The sequence below is a fragment of the Streptomyces sp. AM25 genome, assembly GCF_058146165.1.
Genome location: NZ_JBKIWN010000010.1, coordinates 58,882 through 75,158, shown reverse-complemented (window position 1 = coordinate 75,158; position 16,277 = coordinate 58,882). Strand labels below are relative to the sequence as shown.

The following is a 16,277-nucleotide window of genomic DNA, read 5'->3' as shown; positions in this document are numbered from 1 at the left end:
AATCCGCCCAAAACTCACAGCGCACGCAGGAGTTCACGATGCCCGAGGCCGTCCAGCGCATGTCCCGGATGCTGATCAAGACGCTGCGCGACGACCCGGCGGACGCCGAGACGCTCAGCCACCGGCTGCTCGTCCGCGCCGGCTACGTCCGCCGCACCTCCGCGGGCGTCTGGTCGTGGCTGCCGCTCGGCAAGCGGGTCCTGGACAACGTCGCGCGCGTGGTGCGCGAGGAGATGGACGCCATCGGCGCCCAGGAGGTCATGCTCCCCGCCCTCCTGCCCAAGGAGCCCTACGAGACCACCGGGCGCTGGGAGGAGTACGGCGACGAGCTCTTCCGCCTCAAGGACCGCAAGGGCGCCGACCACCTCCTCGGCCCGACCCACGAGGAGATCTTCACCCTGCTGGTGAAGGACCAGTGCACGTCCTACAAGGACCTGCCGGTGATGCTCTACCAGATCCAGACCAAGTACCGGGACGAGGCACGGCCCCGCGCCGGCGTGCTGCGCGGCCGCGAGTTCCAGATGAAGGACTCGTACTCCTTCGACACCACGGACGAGGGCCTGGCGGAGTCCTACCGGCTGCACCGCGCGGCCTACCGGCGCATCTTCGAGCGCCTCGGCCTGGAGCACCGCATCGTCTCCGCCGTCTCCGGCGCCATGGGCGGCTCGGCCTCCGAGGAGTTCCTCGCCCCGGCCGCCGCCGGCGAGGACACCTTCGCCCGCTGTCCGCAGTGCGACTACGCCGCCAACACCGAGGCCGTGACCCACCCCCTGCGGCCCGCCGACGCCGGCGGGCACCCCGCGCCCGAGGAGCTGGACACCCCCGACACCCCCACCATCGAGAGCCTGGCCGCCCACCTCGGCGTCCCGGCCTCCGCGACCCTGAAGAACCTCCTGGTGAAGGTCGACGGCGAGATCACGGCCGTCGGCGTCCCCGGCGACCGCGAGGTCGACCTGGGCAAGCTGGCCGGGCACCTCGCCCCGGCAGCCGTCGAGCTGGTCACCGCCGAGGACTTCGCCGGCCGCCCCGACCTCGTCCGCGGCTACGTGGGACCACAGGGCCTGCAGGGCGTCCGCTGCCTCGCCGACCCCCGCGTCGCCCCCGGCACCGCCTGGATCACCGGCGCCAACAAGCCCGGCACACACGCCCGGAACGTCGTCTGCGGCCGGGACTTCGAGCCCGACGCGTATCTCGACGTGGCCGTCGTCGAGGCCGGCGACCCGTGCCCCTCCTGCGGCGCGGGCCTGGAGCTCGGCCGGGCCATCGAGATCGGCCACATCTTCCAGTTGGGCCGCAAGTACGCCGACGCCTTCCGGCTCGACGTCCTGGGCCCGCAGGGCAAGCCGGTGCGGGTGACCATGGGTTCGTACGGCATCGGCGTCTCGCGCGCGGTGGCCGCCCTCGCCGAGCAGACCGCGGACGAGCGGGGCCTGTGCTGGCCCGCCGAGGTCGCCCCGGCGGACGTGCACGTCGTCGCCGCGGGCAAGGCCCTGCAGACCGAGTTCGCCCTGGAGGTCGCCGCCAAGCTGGCCGCCGCGGGCGTCCGCGTCATCGTCGACGACCGGGCCGGGGTCTCGCCGGGCGTGAAGTTCACCGACGCCGAACTCATCGGCGTCCCCCGCATCCTGGTCGCCGGCCGCCGCTCCGCCGAGGGCGTCCTCGAACTGAAGGACCGCCGCACCGGCGCCCGCGAGGAGCTCACCGCCGACGAGGCCATCGCCCGCCTCACGGCCTGACGGCAACGCACCGCAGCGGGGCGGTTCCCCACCGTCCTGCTGCGGCGGACCCGCCTCTGAGACGCTCCTCACATCCCCGGCCCGGGGGAAGGGCATACGAAAACGGGCCGCATCTCGACGATGCGGCCCGTTCTCACTGTGCGCGAGGGGGGAGTTGAACCCCCACGCCCTTTCGGGCACTGGAACCTGAATCCAGCGCGTCTGCCTATTCCGCCACCCGCGCATGGGTGCGTCTTCCTGCTTCCCGCTCCGTCTTCGGCCCTTTCGGTCCGTTTCCGTCGCGCTCGCCTTCCGACATCGAGAACATTAGCACGTCACCCGGGGTCCCTTCACACCCCTGGCCCAAGCCCCGGGCCCCCGGCGGGGGTGCGGGGGCGGAGCAGGTACCGCTCCGGTTGCGGGACACTGGCTCGTAGGCGCCTCTACGATCCGTAGGAGGACAAGCGGAAGGACGGGGCCGCCGCAGGAAGGCGACACTCGTCACTCCTGGCGCCGAAGGGGAACCGGGCGTTTCCCCGACGCGTGGATACGATCAGTAAGCAGTATCAGGAACGACACTGAGCCGACGACGGGCATCACAGACGTCACTGAGGGAAGGAGGTGCCCCGTGGGAGTACTGAAGCGCTTCGAGCAGCGACTCGAGGGTCTCGTGAACGGCACCTTCGCCAAGGTGTTCAAGTCCGAGGTACAGCCGGTCGAGATCGCGGGTGCACTCCAGCGGGAGTGCGACAACAACGCCACCATCTGGAACCGCGACCGCACGGTCGTCCCCAACGACTTCATCGTGGAGCTGAGCGCGCCGGACTTCGAGCGCCTCAGCCCGTACTCCGGCCAGCTCGGCGACGAACTGGCGGGCATGGTCCGCGAGTACGCCAAGCAGCAGCGGTACACCTTCATGGGGACCATCAAGGTCCACCTGGAGAAGGCCGACGACCTCGACACCGGTCTGTACCGGGTGCGCAGCCGCACGCTCGCGTCCAGCGAGTCCCAGGACCCGCACGGCGCCCAGCAGCAGCAGCGTGCCGCCGCCCCGTACGCGTCCGGCGGCGCGGTCACCCACGGCGGCGGGTACCAGGCGGCGCGTCCGCCGGCCGGTGCGCCGCCCATGCCCGCGGCCCCGCCCCCCGGCGTCCGGCCCCTGCCCCGCACGGGCGGACCGGTTCCCGGACCGTCGCAGGGCACGCAGACGCGGCGCTGGATCGAGATCAACGGCACCCGCCACCAGATCTCGCGGTCCACCCTCGTGCTGGGCCGCAGCACCGAGGCGGACGTACGCATCGACGACCCCGGTGTCTCCCGCCGGCACTGCGAAATCCGGGTCGGCACCCCCGCCACCATCGAGGACCTGGGGTCGACCAACGGGATCGTGGTGGACGGGCAGCACACCACGCGCGCTACGCTCCGCGACGGCTCGCGCATCGTCGTGGGCAGCACCACCATCGTTTATCGGCAAGCCGAAGGGTGAAGCGGGGGCAATGTCAGAGCTGACCCTCACGGTCATGCGGTTGGGTTTCCTCGCCGTACTGTGGCTGTTCGTCATCGTGGCCGTACAGGTCATCCGCAGCGATCTCTTCGGCACCCGCGTGACCCAGCGCGGCTCGCGCCGCGGCGACACCGGCCGACAGCAGCGCGCCGCGCAGCAGACCGCGGCGCCGCAGCAGACCCGGCAGCAGACCCGGCAGCAGTCCGGCGGCCGGCGCGCCGAGCGGGGCCGTCGCGGCGCCCCCACCAAGCTGGTCGTCTCCGAGGGCTCGCTCACCGGCACCACGGTGGCCCTGCAGGGCCAGACGATCTCCCTCGGCCGCGCCCACGACTCCACGATCGTGCTGGACGACGACTACGCGTCCAGCAGGCATGCCAGGATCTACCCCGACCGCGACGGCCAGTGGATCGTCGAGGACCTGGGGTCGACCAACGGCACCTATCTCGACCGGACCAGGCTGACCACCCCGACCCCGATCCCGCTCGGTGCGCCGATCCGTATCGGCAAGACCGTCATCGAGCTGCGGAAGTAGTTAGGACCATGACGACCGGAGGGTGGGCAGCGTGTCCGGAAAGGGGCTGTACCCGGAGCCGACGGGCGAGGTGCGCATGAGTCTGTCACTGCGTTTCGCCGCCGGATCGCACAAGGGCATGATCCGCGAGGGCAACGAGGACTCCGGTTACGCCGGCCCCCGGCTGCTCGCCATCGCCGACGGCATGGGCGGCCAGGCCGCCGGTGAGGTCGCCTCCTCCGAGGTGATCTCCACCCTCGTCACGCTCGACGACGACATCCCCGGCTCCGACATCCTCACCTCCCTGGGCAGCGCCGTGCAGCGCGCCAACGACCAGCTGCGCGTCATGGTCGAGGAGGACCCCCAGCTGGAGGGCATGGGCACCACGCTCACCGCCCTGCTGTGGACGGGCCAGCGCCTCGGCCTGGTGCACGTCGGCGACTCGCGCGCGTACCTGCTGCGCGACGGCGTCCTCACGCAGATCACCCAGGACCACACCTGGGTGCAGCGCCTGGTCGACGAGGGCCGGATCACCGAGGAGGAGGCCACCACGCACCCGCAGCGCTCGCTGCTGATGCGTGCCCTCGGCAGCGGCGAGCACGTGGAGCCCGACCTCTCGATCCGCGAGGTGCGCGCCGGCGACCGCTATCTGATCTGTTCCGACGGCCTCTCCGGGGTCGTCAGCCACCAGACGATGGAAGAGACCCTGGCCAGCTACCAGGGTCCGCACGAGACCGTCGAGGAGCTGATCCGCCTCGCCCTGCGCGGCGGCGGCCCGGACAACATCACCGTCATCATCGCCGACGTCCTCGACATGGACGGCGGGGACACCCTGGCGCAGCAGATCAGCGACACCCCGGTGATCGTCGGTGCGGTCGCCGAGAACCAGCTGCACTTCAACGACGCCGGTGCCATGCAGACCCCGGCCGGCCGCGCCTCCGAACTCGGCCGCTCGGGCCGGTCCGTGCCCCCGCAGGAGGGCGGCTTCGGCCCGCCCGGCAGCGGCGACCCGGCTCTCGCGGCCGCTCCGGAAGGGGAGTTCGGCGGCTTCCTCGACGAGGACGAGGAGTACGTCAAGCCCGTCCGCCGCGGCAAGTGGCTCAAGCGGTCGCTGATCCTGACGGTCTGCCTCGGCGTCGTCGCCGGCGGCCTCTACGCCGGCTGGCAGTGGACGCAGTCGCAGTACTACGTGGGTGCCAAGGACAACGACCACGTCGCCGTCTACCAGGGCATCAACCAGGACCTGGCCTGGGTCAGCCTCAGCAAGCTGTACCAGGACCACCCGGAGATCGAACTCAAGTACCTCCCGGTCGACCAGCGCAGCCGCGTCGTGGACACCATCACGGTGGGCAGCCGCAGCCAGGCCGAGGCGAAGGCCAAGGAGCTCGGCACGCTCGCCGGCGCCTGCAAGAAGGAGGACGAGCGCCGCAAGGCGGAGGCCCAGCGCCGGGAGAACGAGAAGCAGAATCCGAACCAGGCCGACAAGCCCGGCGAGCCGAAGCCGAACGCCACGCCGACCCCGACCCCCGACCCGGCCCCCACCCTCACCGACGAAGAGCAGAAGTTGGTCCCGCAGTGCAGCAACACCCAATAGCGAAGCGGTAAGGGGCCAGCCAGTCATGTCAGCCACGTCACCGCTGCCGAACGCCACGGCCACGACGACGATCAGCACCGTGGGCCTGCCCAGCAGGCGCAACACCGAGCTCGCCCTGCTGGTCTTCGCCGTGCTCATCCCGTGCTTCGCCTACGCCAACGTGGGCCTCGCCATCGACGGCACGATGCCGTCGGGGATGCTCGGCTACAGCCTCGGCCTCGGTCTGATGGCGGGCGTCGCGCACCTGGCGGTGCGCAGGTTCGCCCGCTACGCGGACCCGCTGCTGCTGCCGCTGGCCACTCTCCTCAACGGGCTGGGCCTGGTGCTGATCTGGCGGCTCGACCAGTCGCCGCGGCTCATCCAGCGCGCCAAGAGCGCCTTCGGCGCCTTCGCTCCGGACGCCCCGAAGCAGCTGCTGTTCACCGCGGTGGGCATCGCACTCTTCATCGCCGTCCTGATGCTGCTCAAGGACCACCGGATCCTGCAGCGCTACACCTACATCTCGATGGCGGTGGCGCTGTTCCTGCTGATCGTCCCGATGTTCTTCCCGGCGGTGAACGGCGCCAAGATCTGGATCTCCGTCCCGGGTCTGGGCACCATCCAGCCCGGCGAGTTCGCGAAGATCGTCATCGCGGTGTTCTTCTCGGGCTACCTGATGGTCAAGCGCGACGCCCTGGCCCTGGCCAGCCGCCGCTTCATGGGCATGTACCTGCCGCGCGGCCGTGACCTCGGCCCGATCCTCGCGGTCTGGGCGATGTCCATCCTGATCCTGGTCTTCGAGACGGACCTGGGCACCTCGCTGCTGTTCTTCGGCCTGTTCGTCGTCATGCTCTACGTGGCGACCGAGCGCACCAGCTGGATCTTCTTCGGCCTGCTGATGTCCGCGGTCGGCGCCGTCGGCGTGGCCACCTTCGAGTCCCACGTCCAGAAGCGCGTCAACGCCTGGCTCGACCCGTTCGCCTGCTACAAGACGGACCCGAGCGGCGCCTGCCAGCAGATCGGCGACGCCATCATGTCCTTCGGCTCCGGCGGCACCCTGGGCTCCGGCCTCGGGCAGGGCAACTCCGACCTCATCGGGTTCGCCGCCAACGCCGACTTCATCCTCTCCACCGTCGGCGAGGAGCTCGGCCTGGCCGGGATGATGGCCCTGCTGCTGCTCTACGGCCTGATCGTGGAGCGCGGCGTGCGCACCGCGCTCGCCGCCCGCGACCCCTTCGGCAAGCTCCTGGCGGTCGGCCTGTCCGGTGCCTTCGCGCTGCAGGTGTTCGTCGTCGCCGGCGGTGTGATGGGCCTCATCCCGCTGACCGGCATGACCATGCCGTTCCTGGCGGCCGGCGGTTCGTCGATCATCGCCAACTGGGCCCTGATCGGCATCCTGATCCGGATCAGCGACACCGCGCGCCGTCCCGCCCCTTCCCCCGCCTCGTCCCCCGACGCCGAGATGACCCAGGTGGTCCGCCCGTGAACAAGCCCGTGCGCCGGATCGCAATCTTCTGCGGTCTCCTCGTCCTCGCACTGATGATCCGCGACAACTGGATCCAGTTCGTCCAGGCCGACGAGCTCAAGACCAACAAGCACAACCACCGCGTCGACATCGCCCGTTACAGCCAGCCGCGCGGCAACATCATCGTCGACGGCGACGCCGTGACCGGCTCCGTGGAGACCGGCGGCATCGACTACAAGTACAAGCGCACCTACAAGAACGGCGAGATGTGGGCCCCGGTCACGGGCTACTCCTCGCAGGTCTTCGACTCCAACCAGCTGGAGAAGCTGGAGGACAAGGTGCTCACCGGCGACGACGACCGGCTGTTCTTCAACCGCACGGTCGACATGATCACCGGCAAGGGCAAGAAGGGCGGCGACGTGATCACCACGCTCAACGCCCAGGCGCAGGAGGCCGCGTTCAAGGGCCTCGGCGACAAGAAGGGCGCCGTCGCCGCCCTCGACCCGCGCACCGGCAAGATCCTGGCGCTGGCCTCCACACCGTCGTACGACCCCTCGACGATCGCCGGGGCCAACGACTCCAAGGCGTGGACGTCGCTGCAGGACGACAAGAACCAGCCCATGCTCAACCGGGCGCTCAAGCAGACCTACCCGCCGGGCTCCACGTTCAAGGTCGTCACCGCCGCCGCCGCGCTGCAGAACGGCCTCTACACCGACCCCGACGCCAAGACCGACTCGCCGCTGCCGTGGGTGCTGCCGGACACCGCGGGCGTCCAGCTGAGCAACGAGGGCAACATCCCCTGCCAGAACGCCTCGCTGCGGGACGCCCTCAAGTACTCCTGCAACACGGTCTTCGGCAAGGTGAGCGCGGACCTTGGCAACCAGAAGATGATGGACGAGGCCCAGAAGTTCGGCTTCAACAACACCGTCGACACGCCCGTGCGCGCCGTGAAGAGCGTCTACCCCAAGGACAACCGCCCGCAGAACGCCATGGCGGGCATCGGCCAGGCCTCCAACCGCGCCACCCCGCTGCAGATGGCCATGGTCGCCTCCGCGGTCGCCAACAACGGCAAGCTCATGGAGCCGTACATGGTCGACAAGCTGCGCGCGCCCAACCTGAACGTCATCGAGCAGCACAAGCCCAAGGAGATGAGCCAGCCGCTCACCGCCGCCAACGCCCAGAAGCTGCAGAGCATGATGGAGACGGTGGTCCAGGACGGCACCGGAACCGCGGCCCAGATCGACGGCGTCAAGGTCGGTGGCAAGACCGGTACGGCCCAGCACGGCGTCGACAACAGCGGCAACCCCTACGCGTGGTTCATCTCCTACGCCAAGACCGACAACGGTTCGCCGGTCGCCGTCGCCGTGGTGATCGAGGGATCGGACACCACGCGTGACGACATCGCCGGAGGCAAGCTCGCCGCCCCCATCGCCAAGAGCGTCATGGAGGCGGTGCTCAAGACGGAGAAGTGAGCCCGCTCACCCTCGCAGCGCCCGGGCCGCAGGTCGGTACCGGTCGTGTATCGGGTGACGGTGGCGGCCGGAAGGGGCTCGGTGCGCCGGGTACGGTATGCCCGGACAGCACACCGCCGGACCCACGCCGGTGCGGTCAGGAAAACGGAAGGGCTGGAGCTATGGAAGAGCCGCGTCGCCTCGGCGGCCGGTACGAGCTGGGCTCGGTGCTCGGCCGTGGTGGCATGGCCGAGGTGTACCTCGCACACGACACCCGGCTCGGCCGCACCGTCGCCGTGAAGACGCTGCGGGTGGACCTGGCCCGCGATCCGTCCTTCCAGGCCCGGTTCCGCCGTGAGGCCCAGTCGGCCGCCTCGCTCAACCACCCGTCGATCGTCGCCGTCTACGACACCGGCGAGGACTACGTGGACGGGGTCTCGATCCCGTACATCGTCATGGAGTACGTGGACGGGTCCACCCTCCGCGAGCTGCTGCACTCCGGGCGCAAGCTGCTGCCCGAGCGCTCGCTGGAGATGACGATCGGCGTGCTGCAGGCGCTGGAGTACTCGCACCGCGCCGGCATCGTCCACCGGGACATCAAGCCCGCCAACGTCATGCTGACCCGCAACGGCCAGGTCAAGGTCATGGACTTCGGCATCGCCCGTGCGATGGGCGATGCCGGCATGACCATGACGCAGACCGCGGCCGTCATCGGCACCGCCCAGTACCTCTCGCCCGAGCAGGCCAAGGGCGAGCAGGTCGACGCGCGGTCCGACCTCTACTCGACGGGCTGCCTGCTCTACGAACTGCTCACGGTCCGGCCGCCGTTCGTCGGCGACTCCCCCGTGGCCGTCGCCTACCAGCACGTGCGGGAGGAGCCGAACCCGCCGAGCACGTACGACCCCGAGATCACGCCCGAGATGGACGCCATCGTCCTCAAGGCGCTGACCAAGGACCCGGACTACCGCTACCAGTCCGCCGACGAGATGCGGGCCGACATCGAGGCGGCCCTGGAGGGCCAGCCCGTGGCGGCCACCGCCGCCCTCGGCGCCATGGGCGTCGGCGCGGGCGGCTACGGCGACGAGCAGCCGACCACCATGCTGCGCCCGCAGGACCACGGCGCCGCCGGGCAGACGTCCATGCTGCCGCCGGTGAGCGACCACGGCGGGGGCTACGGCGGCTACGACGACGGCTCCGGCCGCGGCCGCCGGGGCGGCGGCAAGAAGAGCAACCTGTCGACGATCCTGCTGGTCGTCGCGGGCATCCTGGTGCTCGTCGGCGCCATCTTCATCGGCAAGTCGCTCTTCAGCGGCAGCTCGAACAACGGCCAGGTCACGGTGCCGACCCTGGTCGGCCAGACGCTGGCGGACGCCCAGAAGATGGGCGACAACGGGGACTTCAAGGTCGTCCAGGGCGACACGAAGCCCTGCAACCAGGACAAGGGCAAGATCTGCGAGCAGGACCCGCAGGCCGGCACCAAGGTGGACAAGGGCAGCAACGTCAAGGTCGTGGTGTCCACGGGCCAGGAGAAGATCAGCGTCCCGGACGTGCTGGGCGCGAGCTTCGACGAGGCCAAGTCCACGCTCGAGGACAAGGGCTTCACGGTCAAGCAGAAGCAGCAGGAGTCCGACCGGACGCCGAACACCGTCCTCGCCCAGGACCCGAAGGCCGGCTCCAAGGCCGACAAGGGTGCGGAGATCACGCTGACGATCGCCGCGCCGGCGGCGTCCAGGACCGTGCCGGACGTGACCGGGCAGCCCTACGACCAGGCGGCTAAGCAGCTGCAGGACCTGGGCTTCCAGGTGCAGCGGCAGGACGAGGACTCCGACAAGCCGGCCAACACCGTCACCCGGCAGAGCCCCGGCGGCAACACCTCCGCCAAGCCGAACTCGACGGTCACCCTGTTCGTCTCGAAGGGTGCGGCCAAGGTCGCCGTGCCCAACGTCGTCGGCCAGAAGCTCAAGGACGCCAAGAAGGGTCTGACGGACGCGGGCCTGGCGGTCGGCAGCGTCTCCGGCCCGCAGGACGACAACGCCATGGTCGTCCTCGCCCAGCCGGGCGTCGGCACCCAGGTCGACAAGAACACGCCCGTCAACCTGACCACCGCGGGCACGGGCAACCCCGGCGGCGACAACTCCACGGGCCAGCCCGGGGGTCAGAACGGCGGCCAGGACGGCGGCTTCTTCGGCGGCCTGATCGGCGGCCGGAAGCACTGACGCAACACCGGAGCCCCGGTTCCCTCAGGACGAGGGCACCGGGGCTCTGTGCTGCCCGCTGCGGCTACCGCAGCTCCTTCGGCAGGGTTCGCCCGGCATCGACCTTCTCCGTGCGCTCCAGCTGCGCCCAGACGACGTAGCGGTAGTCGGAGGTGTAGACCGGCGTGCAGGTCGTCAGGGTCAGATAGCGGCCGGGCTTCGTCCTGCCGGACTGCTTGGGGACGAAGTCCAGGACGCCCGTGTTGAACCGCGAGGTCTGCGTCAGCTCCGCGAAGACCTTGTAGACGTACCAGGTGTCGCGCGTCTCGAAGACGACCGCGTCGCCGTTCTTGATCTTGTCGATGTTGTGGAACTTCGCCCCGTGCCCGTCCCGGTGCGCGGCGAGGGTGAAGTTGCCCTCCTTGTCCCACGGCATCCCGGACTTCACCGGGTCCTCGTAGTAGCCGGCGACGCCCTCGTTCAGGACGTCGGTGCCGGTGCCCTGCTTGACCAGCACCTCGCCGTTGCGCATGGACGGGACGTGCAGGAAGCCGATGCCGTCCTTGGTGTCGAGCGCACCCGGTCCGGCCGGCTGCCGGGCCCAGTGGTCGCGCACCTGGCTGCCCTGGCGCTTGGCCTCGCGGTCGGCGAGCACGTTCGTCCACCACAGCGAGTAGACGACGAAGAGCGCCATGATCACCCCCGCGGTGATCAGCAGCTCCCCCATGACGCTGACGGTGGCGGCGATGCGCCCTCGTATCCGGGTCCCTGCCACCGCGTTCGTACCCCGCTTCGCTGTTCCTGCGCGTCTCACTCGACGAGCGCGTCCGGCTTGCCCTTGCTCCGGGGCCGCTCGTCGACCATCTTGCCCCACACGATCAGCCGGTACGTACTGGTGAACTCGGGGGTGCAGGTGGTCAGCGTGATGTAGCGGCCGGGCCCGGTGAAACCGGATCCCGCCGGGACGGGGTCGATGACCCGCACGTTCGCCGGGGAGGTCTGGTCCAGGCGGCTCGTCATCTCATACGTGTAGAACGTGCTCCGGGTCTCCACAACGATCTTGTCACCGGGCTTCAGCCTGTTGACGTAACGGAACGGCTCGCCATGGGTGTTGCGGTGCCCGGCCAGCGCGAAGTTGCCCTGCCGGTCCCACGGCATGGCGGTCTTCAGCGAGCCCTCGGCGTAGTGCCCGACCATGCCCTTGTCGAGGATCCGGTGCTTGTCGATGCCCTGGGCGATGGGGGCCTTCACGTCCAGCGCGGGGATGTAGATGATCGCGAAGCCCTCGCCGGGGGAGAACGCCCCGGCGTCCCGGTCCGCGCCACCGCCCTTGTCCCAGGTGTGCTGGAGGGACTTGGCGGCGCCGCCGGCCTGGCTGTGGGCGATGACGTTCGTCCACCACAGCTGGTAGGCGACGAACAGCAGCATCACCACGCCGAGGGTGATGAACGCCTCGCCCAGCAGGCGGCTCAGGAACACGCCCGCGCTCTCCCGGCGTGCCCGCGCGGCGCCGCGTTTCGCGGCCTTGCGCCGCTCTGCCCGCCCGCCGGGCGGCGGCGCCGGTTCGACCCGGCGCAGCTGCAGGGTGGCGTCGTCCTCCGGCGGCAGCGGAGGGAAGGCGGCGGCGCGCGCCTCGGGGTTGTAGGAGCCGTAGTGCGTCTGCGTCGGCGCCGGCCGGGCGTTCTGCTCGGGCCGGAGCGTGGTCACGCCCCGGCCTTGCCCACCACCGGAGCGAGCCCGGCGGACCGCTCCACCGCTCCCGCGTCGCCGCACTCGGCCAGCCAGTTGGCGAGCATGCGGTGGCCCCACTCGGTGAGCACCGACTCGGGGTGGAACTGCACGCCCTCGACCGGCAGGTCGCGGTGGCGCAGGCCCATCACGATGCCCGTCTCCGTCCAGGCGGTGATCTCCAGCTCGTCCGGCCAGCCGTCCCGCTCGACCGCGAGGGAGTGGTAGCGCGTGGCCGTGAACGGCGAGGGCAGGCCCTGGAAGACGCCGGCGCCCTCGTGGGTCACCAGGGAGGTCTTGCCGTGCAGCAGCTCGGGGGCGCGGTCGACGACTCCGCCGTAGGCGGCGGCCATCGACTGCATGCCCAGGCACACGCCGAAGACCGGGACGTTCGTCGCGGCGCAGTGGCGGACCATGTCGATACAGACACCGGCCTGTTCGGGCGCACCGGGCCCGGGCGAGAGCAGGACACCGTCGAAGCCGTCCTGAGCGTGCGCCGGCTCGACCTCGTCGTTGCGGCGCACCTCGCACTCGGCACCGAGCTGGTAGAGGTACTGGACGATGTTGAAGACGAAGCTGTCGTAGTTGTCCACGACGAGGATGCGTGCGCTCACAGTGCCACTGCCGTTCCGCCGCCGGGCACTGTCGCACCGGCCGGCATGCCGTTGTCGACCGTCACGTCGTTGAACGGCAGCAGCGGTTCCGCCCAGGGAAAGACGTACTGGAACAGGACGTAGACGATCGCCAGCACGAGCACGAGCGAGATCAGCGCCTTCACCCATGCGTTGCCCGGCAGATGACGCCAGATGAACGCGTACATGCTGTCCCTACTTGCCGATGACGGAGATGACGGTGTCGTTTGACTGCATTACTGCATTGCGGCACCAGCCTACGGTGAGGCACCCCGGCCGCGGGGGTCAGCCGGGCAAAGCCTTCGGCTCGCCTTCCTCCACCGGCCGGGTGTCCTCCAAGTGCCCCCACACGATCAGCCGGTGGCTGTGGCCCCACTCCGGTTCGCAGGTCGTGAGCGTCAGATAGCGGCCGGGGCCCCGGTAGCCGGAGTGGGCGGGGACAGGGTCGACGACGGCGGTGTCGTCGGGGAGCGTCGTGTACGGCCGGGTGTCGAGGCGGTAGGTGTACCAGGTGGCCCCGTCGGTGAGCACCACGGCGTCGCCGGGCCGCAGTTCGGGGAAGTCCTTGAACGGGTCGCCGTACGTGCGGCGGTGCCCGGCGACCGCGAAGTTGCCGGCGGCGCCGAGCCCGGCGGTGCGGTCGTAGTGGCCGAGGCCCTTCTTCAGCAGCTCGGTCCCGGTGCCCTGGAGGACGGGCTTGGCCCAGCCGGAGCCGAAGCGGGGGATGTACATCACGGCGAAGGGGGCGCCGTCCCGGTACGCCTGCGGCGCGGACCGGCGCTCCTGCGCCCCCGGTTGCCCCGCTGCACCGCTGCGCGGCTGCGGTGACGGCCCGTCCTGCGGCGTCTCTGCCGTTCCCGCCGTCCCCGCCGGAGGCGAGGGGGCCGCGGGCCGGGCGCCGGACCCCGCGGACCACTGCTCGTGCAGCCGGCCGATCTCGCCGCCCATGGCGTGGTCCGCCCGGACACCGGTCCAGTACAGGACATAGACGACGAAGAGGACGATCAACGTGCCGATGGTCAGGCACAGTTCGCTGAGCGTACGGACGACGAGTCGTAACCTCACCGGCCGGCCCCCTCCCGGGTCACCCCACGGGCTTGGCGTAGTGGAGATCCACTGTGCCCGAGTACCCCGGAAGAGTCACGGCCTCGCGCTGCTCGACCTTCCAGCCGAGGCCGTAGGCGACGACGTACTGGAGGTAGTTCTGGATCGCGGGAGAGGCGTCCAGGGCCTTCTTGAGCGCTCCCCGGTCACCAACAGCGGTGATCTTGTACGGCGGGGAGTAGACGCGGCCCTGGAGGATCAGGGTGTTGCCGACGCAGCGGACGGCGCTCGTGGAGATCAGCCGCTGGTCCATCACCTCGATGCCCCTGGCCCCGCCCTGCCACAGGGCGTTGACGACGGCCTGGAGGTCCTGCTGGTGGATGACGAGGTCGTTGGGCTGGGGCGCCGGGACGCCGGGGATCTTCGCGGTGGCGTTCGGCGGGGCGTCGGTGAGGGTGACGGTCAGGGCCTGGCCGGACAGCGGCCGGGTGCCCGCCGCCTGCTCCAGGGCGGTGAGCTGCTTGTCCTGCTCGGCGCTGTTGCCGTTGTCGCGCCGCGCGAGGGCGTCCACCTCGGCGCGGGCCGCGGCGGCGCCCTCCTCCAGGGCGCCGTTGTTGTGGCTGCGCTCCTGGATGAGGTCGGACAGCCGCAGCATGGAGGAGTCGGTGCGGAGATTGGTGCCCTTGGCCGTGTTGAAGCTCGTCCAGAAGATGAGTCCGGCGAGGGCGAAAACGGCGGCCGTCAGCAGGCGCACCGGGCGGAAGCGGAACCGCCGGACAGGTGTACCGGTGGAGTCGGCAGAATTGCTCAACGTACCCTTATCCTCTCCGACGCCGCGGAAGCACTACGCTAACGGACGCCCGGGGGCGGCAGCCGCTGCCCCGGCCCGCCGTCCCGGACGGACCCAGCCCGAAGCCCAGCGCGGTCACGCAGCGCATCGACAGGAGAGTTCCTCGTGCCGAAGTCACGGATCCGCAAGAAAGACGACTTCACACCGCCGCCCGTGAAGCAGCAGGCCATCAGGCTGAACGCCGGGCGCCGCTGGGTGGCACCGCTGATGCTGGCGATGTTCCTGATCGGCCTGGCCTGGATCGTCGTCTTCTACGTGACGGGCGGCGACATGCCCGTCCAGGCGCTGCACAACTGGAACATCGTGGTCGGCTTCGGTTTCATCGCCGCGGGGTTCGTCGTCTCCACCCAGTGGAAGTAACGCTCTCCGTCAAGCTTTCCCCCAAGCCTTCCCGTGAGTTATCCACACCCTCGTCCACAGTGGGGAAAACTCAGAAGATCTGTGGATAACTTCCCTGATGTTGACGCCGGTGTGACCGGGTGCGAGCTCTGCGTATCCATGGGCGTACCGGCGTCTTCCAGCAGAAACGCAGCTCAGAAGGGCCGGGAAAGTGGGGAACGGATGTTCCCCACCGGGTGCACAAGATCCGGCACCCGTTGTGGACAACCTGTGCAGCCACCGGTGTGGGTGATGGGCCCCTGACGGCCCCCGGCGGGGCCCCGGCTAGGTCAGCTGGAGCGTCCGCACGAACACCACCACGGCGATGGCGGCCAGGGCCGCGGCGCAGGTGAGCTGCTGGACGAGCACCCGCTTCCCGCGGGGCGCGTGCACCATCCCGTACGCCACCGCCGTGCCCACCACGAGACCGCCCACGTGGGCCTGCCAGGCGATGTTGGCCCAGGTGAACGTGAAGATCAGGTTGAGCACGAGCAGTGCGATCACCGGGCGCATGTCGTACTTGAGCCGGCGCAGCAGCACCGCCGTGGCGCCCAGCAGGCCGAAGATGGCGCCGGAGGCACCGAGCGACGGCTGGCGGGGGTCGGCGAGGAGATAGGTCAGCGCGCTGCCGCCGAGTCCGGACAGCAGGTAGAGCGCCGTGTAGCGCAGCCGGCCCAGCGCCGCCTCCAGCGGCGGGCCGAGCCACCAGAGCGAGAGCATGTTGAAGGCGATGTGCATCAGCTGCTGGTGCAGGAACACCGCCGTCAGCAGCCGGTACCACTCGCCCTCGGCGACGCCCTCCAGCGGGCCGTAACCCGTGGTCGTCGCCCTGCCGAACAGCTCCAGCTTGTCCAGGAGCCCGTTGCCCGTGGCCATGACCGCGATCCAGACGGCCACGTTGAGCCCCAGCAGGACCTTGGTCACCAGGCGCGGGTCCGAGCCGTGCACGGTGGCCCCCGCTATGGTGCGCGCCGCGGACGCCCGCGGGTCGTGGCCCGTGCCGGACCCGCTGCTCACGCACTCCGGGCACTGGAAGCCGACCGAGGCGCTGACCATGCACTCCGGGCAGATCGGCCGCTCGCACCGGGTGCAGCGGATGCCCGTCTCCCGGTCCGGATGCCGATAGCAGCAGACGGCCTGATCGTTCATGATCTCCCCTTGGCAGGCCCCTCAGCAGGCCCCTCGGCGGGCACCTTGCGGACAACACGGCCCCGCCCGTCATACGGACGGG

General features: G+C 70.2%; 15 protein-coding genes and 1 tRNA gene. 8 read left to right on the top strand and 8 right to left on the bottom strand.

Annotated features, from left to right (window positions below; all coding sequences use genetic code 11):
* Positions 1–38: 38 nt before the first annotated feature.
* The gene (locus tag ACLHRZ_RS15355; protein ID WP_490418976.1) at positions 39–1,736 is read left to right on the top strand and encodes a proline--tRNA ligase; all 1,698 of its coding nucleotides are present in this window, start codon (positions 39–41) and stop codon (positions 1,734–1,736) included.
* A 139-nt stretch (positions 1,737–1,875) separates the two neighbouring features.
* On the opposite strand, the gene ACLHRZ_RS15350 is transcribed toward ACLHRZ_RS15355, so the two are convergent.
* A tRNA-Leu gene (locus ACLHRZ_RS15350) sits at positions 1,876–1,959 on the bottom strand.
* 384 nt (positions 1,960–2,343) lie between these two features.
* Here ACLHRZ_RS15350 and ACLHRZ_RS15345 point away from each other — a divergent pair.
* From ACLHRZ_RS15345 to pknB, 6 genes are all read left to right on the top strand, one after another.
* Positions 2,344–3,201: an FHA domain-containing protein gene (locus ACLHRZ_RS15345; RefSeq protein ID WP_490418975.1), complete on the top strand. Its 858-nt coding sequence runs from the start codon at positions 2,344–2,346 to the stop codon at positions 3,199–3,201.
* Positions 3,202–3,211: 10 nt separating this feature from the next.
* Complete coding sequence (locus tag ACLHRZ_RS15340; protein WP_490418974.1) at positions 3,212–3,751, top strand: FHA domain-containing protein FhaB/FipA; 540 nt, start codon at positions 3,212–3,214, stop codon at positions 3,749–3,751.
* 76 nt (positions 3,752–3,827) lie between these two features.
* Positions 3,828–5,324, top strand: coding sequence for a Stp1/IreP family PP2C-type Ser/Thr phosphatase (locus ACLHRZ_RS15335; RefSeq protein WP_490419156.1), 1,497 nt, complete (start codon positions 3,828–3,830; stop codon positions 5,322–5,324).
* A 25-nt stretch (positions 5,325–5,349) separates the two neighbouring features.
* Positions 5,350–6,789, top strand: a complete 1,440-nt coding sequence (locus ACLHRZ_RS15330; protein WP_490418973.1) for an FtsW/RodA/SpoVE family cell cycle protein — start codon at positions 5,350–5,352, stop codon at positions 6,787–6,789.
* Positions 6,786–8,240: a peptidoglycan D,D-transpeptidase FtsI family protein gene (locus ACLHRZ_RS15325; RefSeq protein WP_490418972.1), complete on the top strand. Its 1,455-nt coding sequence runs from the start codon at positions 6,786–6,788 to the stop codon at positions 8,238–8,240. Before ACLHRZ_RS15330 ends, ACLHRZ_RS15325 begins: the two co-directional genes overlap by 4 nt.
* A gap of 161 nt (positions 8,241–8,401) precedes the next feature.
* The gene (gene pknB / locus ACLHRZ_RS15320; RefSeq protein WP_490418971.1) at positions 8,402–10,435 is read left to right on the top strand and encodes a Stk1 family PASTA domain-containing Ser/Thr kinase; all 2,034 of its coding nucleotides are present in this window, start codon (positions 8,402–8,404) and stop codon (positions 10,433–10,435) included.
* Positions 10,436–10,499: 64 nt separating this feature from the next.
* Here the strand turns inward: pknB and ACLHRZ_RS15315 are convergent, their stop codons facing one another.
* The 6 genes from ACLHRZ_RS15315 to ACLHRZ_RS15290 all read right to left on the bottom strand — a co-directional run bounded on the left by ACLHRZ_RS15315 (position 10,500) and on the right by ACLHRZ_RS15290 (position 14,629).
* Positions 10,500–11,141: a class E sortase gene (locus tag ACLHRZ_RS15315; protein ID WP_490418970.1), complete on the bottom strand. Its 642-nt coding sequence runs from the start codon at positions 11,139–11,141 to the stop codon at positions 10,500–10,502.
* An 83-nt stretch (positions 11,142–11,224) separates the two neighbouring features.
* On the bottom strand, positions 11,225–12,121 hold the full coding sequence (locus ACLHRZ_RS15310) for a class E sortase (RefSeq protein WP_490418969.1): 897 nt from the start codon (positions 12,119–12,121) through the stop codon (positions 11,225–11,227).
* The gene (locus ACLHRZ_RS15305) at positions 12,118–12,756 is read right to left on the bottom strand and encodes an aminodeoxychorismate/anthranilate synthase component II (protein ID WP_490418968.1); all 639 of its coding nucleotides are present in this window, start codon (positions 12,754–12,756) and stop codon (positions 12,118–12,120) included. Before ACLHRZ_RS15305 ends, ACLHRZ_RS15310 begins: the two co-directional genes overlap by 4 nt.
* Entirely contained in the window at positions 12,753–12,962 is a 210-nt protein-coding gene (locus ACLHRZ_RS15300) for a hypothetical protein (protein WP_490418967.1), read from the bottom strand. The genes ACLHRZ_RS15305 and ACLHRZ_RS15300 overlap by 4 nt, the downstream gene beginning before the upstream one ends.
* 97 nt (positions 12,963–13,059) lie before the next feature.
* Positions 13,060–13,839 (bottom strand): class E sortase, encoded by a 780-nt coding sequence (locus ACLHRZ_RS15295; RefSeq protein WP_490418966.1) that lies wholly within the window; start codon positions 13,837–13,839, stop codon positions 13,060–13,062.
* A 19-nt stretch (positions 13,840–13,858) separates the two neighbouring features.
* Complete coding sequence (locus ACLHRZ_RS15290) at positions 13,859–14,629, bottom strand: DUF881 domain-containing protein (RefSeq protein ID WP_490418965.1); 771 nt, start codon at positions 14,627–14,629, stop codon at positions 13,859–13,861.
* 144 nt (positions 14,630–14,773) lie between these two features.
* Between ACLHRZ_RS15290 and crgA the strand changes: the two genes are divergently transcribed.
* A complete protein-coding gene (crgA, locus tag ACLHRZ_RS15285; RefSeq protein ID WP_490418964.1) occupies positions 14,774–15,028 on the top strand; it encodes a cell division protein CrgA in 255 nt (84 codons plus the stop codon).
* 303 nt (positions 15,029–15,331) lie between these two features.
* Here the strand turns inward: crgA and ACLHRZ_RS15280 are convergent, their stop codons facing one another.
* Complete coding sequence (locus ACLHRZ_RS15280) at positions 15,332–16,195, bottom strand: rhomboid family intramembrane serine protease (RefSeq protein WP_490418963.1); 864 nt, start codon at positions 16,193–16,195, stop codon at positions 15,332–15,334.
* Between the last annotated feature and the right edge of the window lie 82 nt (positions 16,196–16,277).

Bases quoted from the DNA above. Each gene is read 5' to 3' on its own strand.
- pknB (WP_490418971.1), top strand. From the start codon at position 8,402: ATGGAAGAGCCGCGTCGCCTCGGCGGCCGGTACGAGCTGGGCTCGGTG.
- ACLHRZ_RS15330 (WP_490418973.1), top strand. From the start codon at position 5,350: ATGTCAGCCACGTCACCGCTGCCGAACGCCACGGCCACGACGACGATC.
- ACLHRZ_RS15335 (WP_490419156.1), top strand. From the start codon at position 3,828: ATGAGTCTGTCACTGCGTTTCGCCGCCGGATCGCACAAGGGCATGATC.
- ACLHRZ_RS15300 (WP_490418967.1), bottom strand. From the start codon at position 12,962: ATGTACGCGTTCATCTGGCGTCATCTGCCGGGCAACGCATGGGTGAAG.
- ACLHRZ_RS15355 (WP_490418976.1), top strand. From the start codon at position 39: ATGCCCGAGGCCGTCCAGCGCATGTCCCGGATGCTGATCAAGACGCTG.
- ACLHRZ_RS15315 (WP_490418970.1), bottom strand. From the start codon at position 11,141: ATGGGGGAGCTGCTGATCACCGCGGGGGTGATCATGGCGCTCTTCGTC.
- ACLHRZ_RS15340 (WP_490418974.1), top strand. From the start codon at position 3,212: ATGTCAGAGCTGACCCTCACGGTCATGCGGTTGGGTTTCCTCGCCGTA.
- ACLHRZ_RS15280 (WP_490418963.1), bottom strand. From the start codon at position 16,195: ATGAACGATCAGGCCGTCTGCTGCTATCGGCATCCGGACCGGGAGACG.